General features: G+C 40.7%; 2 protein-coding genes and 2 pseudogenes. 3 read left to right on the forward strand and 1 reads right to left on the reverse strand.

The features are described 5' to 3' along the window. Positions 1 to 168: 168 nt before the first annotated feature. Positions 169 to 726 carry a virulence membrane protein PagC gene (gene pagC, locus ACLD4K_RS21885; protein ID WP_411012503.1) on the reverse strand — a complete coding sequence of 186 codons (558 nt, stop codon included), beginning with the start codon at positions 724 to 726 and terminating at the stop codon, positions 169 to 171. A 768-nt stretch (positions 727 to 1494) separates the two neighbouring features. Between pagC and pagD the strand changes: the two genes are divergently transcribed. The 3 genes and pseudogenes from pagD to ACLD4K_RS21900 all read left to right on the forward strand — a co-directional run. After that, the gene (gene pagD / locus ACLD4K_RS21890) at positions 1495 to 1758 is read left to right on the forward strand and encodes a virulence protein PagD (RefSeq protein WP_183059742.1); all 264 of its coding nucleotides are present in this window, start codon (positions 1495 to 1497) and stop codon (positions 1756 to 1758) included. A gap of 132 nt (positions 1759 to 1890) precedes the next feature. Then, a pseudogene (gene cspF, locus ACLD4K_RS21895) lies at positions 1891 to 2104 on the forward strand (cold shock-like protein CspF). Between the two features lie 418 nt (positions 2105 to 2522). Next, positions 2523 to 2612, forward strand: a pseudogene (locus ACLD4K_RS21900) (lipoprotein EnvE); the annotation flags it as partial. Positions 2613 to 2663: the final 51 nt, after the last annotated feature.

The following is a 2663-nucleotide window of genomic DNA, read 5'->3' on the forward strand; positions in this document are numbered from 1 at the left end:
TGGGGACTCACTCCCTTGCCGCCTTTAAGCAACTCGAATTATTTTGGGTATATGCAGCGTCACTATAACAAAGAGAGAAAAGACAGGCAGGTACGTGTTAATAGTAAAGAAGCCTTGTTTTATTGACTGGCGGTGCGGAAGGCGAACCTTCCGCATAGCTCATGCGTTTCAGAAACGGTATCCAACCCCGACGTTGAAGCCGTTTATTTTTGTAGAGGAGATGTTGCTTCCTTCATACCCAACATCGACGACGATATTCTCCAGCGGATTCATCTGTACACCCGCGCCCCAGGCAAATCCCGTCTTCCTTGAGGAAATTTTGTTAGAAAAAGAATCGCCATCCTGAGTGGCATGTTCTTTAAACGTCGCCTTTACCGTGCCGACACCTGCCAGCGCGTATAACGAAAAATTGTTAGACAATCGATAGGCTGGCCCAACCATTAAAGAGCCGTACTTCACCTCGAACTTGTCATGGTAATGGATACCTTCAGGCTCAATAGACCCGGAGTCCTGGCTGTCTCCATATAAGTAACTTAGCGAGGAAATAAAACTTACCGGAGAGTCATCCTCATAACGGTATTTCACATTTACTCCTCGGATATTTTTGAAATTCTGAACTTTACTTTGTGCATACCCCACGGAAAAGGCGTTAGTATCAGCCTGTGCAGCATTTACAACCAAAACGCTTGTAATAATAACTAAAGTGGATAAAATAATCTTTTTCATAACAACTCCCTAATACTACTTCTTATTTACGGTGTGTTTAAACACCTGCAGTACCGATCCGGCATTCAGTTATCGCCACTATGCCGAATCGACATAACCAGGAATAATTCACCGCTATCGCTCCTGATGCGTTTACTTCCTGAAAGATATTTTTACTACCGAAGTTCTCTATCGCTCCTTAAGATAACCGGTTCTACAATGTCATCTAACTTTTATAGATTTGAATGCTAATTTTTCTCACGCATATATATTTAACAGAAACTATAAAGTATTTAGTCACTATAGAACAATCAACTCGCCGCACGACATTTTGATATTTAAAGGAAATTTTCACAACATATTAATAGATTTGACGTCGATCGACTAAAAACATGTCATTAAGTAAACTCGCCATATAAACCAGAACATAACGCATTGTGCTTCAATGCCACCGCAGGCACCGTAAACATATTCACCATGATGCTCAGCACGCATTATTCCCACTCCGATTTAATTTTTTAATATGGCTATCAACTACAACATCTCTTGTTATAAGAATAGAATCAATACCACAATTCCAACATAAATCTCACCTGTGTTGAGAGAGAGTTTACATTCCAGAAAAATAATAACGGACGCAAATATTGAAAACCCGATAAAAAAGTCTATTTCTCTATAAAACCCATTATTATTAAGAATGGTTAACTCTTCGTTGAATAAAAAATGCCAATGACGCTCCATAATTCTGGAGATGAACTTCACAAGTCATTGCGTATAACAGGAGGTGCTATGAAACATCATGCTTTTATGCTTTGCTCATTACTTATTCTTTCATTCCATGTTTTGGCCAGTTCAGGCCATTATCCTGGTTTACAACAGGCATCATGGGAAATTTTTATCTACGATTTTGGTAGTAAAACCCCGCAACCACCTACAAATACCGATAAAAAGCAAGCCAGGCAGATTAGTTCACCGTTCTGCCCGACGACAAAACCCATGATGTCCGCACCAATCAACGACGCCATGAAAGGGAATACTTTCTCCAGAACATAATGTTATTTATCTACCATGGTGCCGAACGACTACTTTTTAGCCATCCGGGAATCTTGATTGCCATCAAATATAGCTGGTATTATTTTTCCTGACGTGTATAGTGCGCCTCGTTATCCCCTTTAAGGAATTTGTTTGTCTCGTAAAATGACAGGAATTGTCAAAACCTTTGATTGTAAGAGCGGTAAAGGTCTCATCACCCCCCCCCGATGGACGCAAAGATGTTCAGGTCCACATTTCAGCATGTCGCCAACACGAAACAGAAGCGCTTATCCCCGGTATACGCGTTGAGTTTTGTCGTATTAATGGCCTCCGCGGACCTACCGCCGCCAACGTTTATCTTTCATAATTCGTCACTCTGCATTTTTTTCAGAAAAATTTAGCGAGTCCGTATACCTCCGCAGTCTGCTATGAGGCTTTGCCTGAAAGGCCGCTGAATGTTTTCAGTGACGGAAATCTAAAGGATTTATTTTGCTAATGACTCCTGTGACCTCTTTTATCATATATCGGGTGACAGTCCCCTTCTCACTTTGTTTAACGTGAAGAAATGTACAGTCGTTTTTCACTGTGATAGCATCTAATATTACAAAAGTATTTAACGCTATATACCCAGCGTCACAGGAGTCGCTGACTGCGTGCATTTAATCGAAGTGTTTATGTGATTCTATCGGAATTATCTCTATTGCCGCCTCAATGCTACGTCATATTCAGTGGGTATAAATCGCCAATATAGTTATAACACTATTTATTTTTAGGGCAATAATTGAATGACTTTGCTTTCAGGAAAAACTACACTGGTTCTCTGCCTCTCCTCTATTTTATGTGGATGTACGACGAACGGCTTACCCGCACCTTATATACCCAAAATAATTCGAGTTGCTTAAAGGCGGCAAGGGAGTGAGTCCCCA

The organism is Salmonella sp. 741265055_HSA (assembly GCF_046569525.1).
GTDB lineage: Bacteria > Pseudomonadota > Gammaproteobacteria > Enterobacterales > Enterobacteriaceae > Salmonella > Salmonella enterica.

Coding starts and splice junctions, on each gene's coding strand:
- pagC (WP_411012503.1), bottom strand. CDS start 726: ATGAAAAAGATTATTTTATCCACTTTAGTTATTATTACAAGCGTTTTG.
- pagD (WP_183059742.1), top strand. CDS start 1,495: ATGAAACATCATGCTTTTATGCTTTGCTCATTACTTATTCTTTCATTC.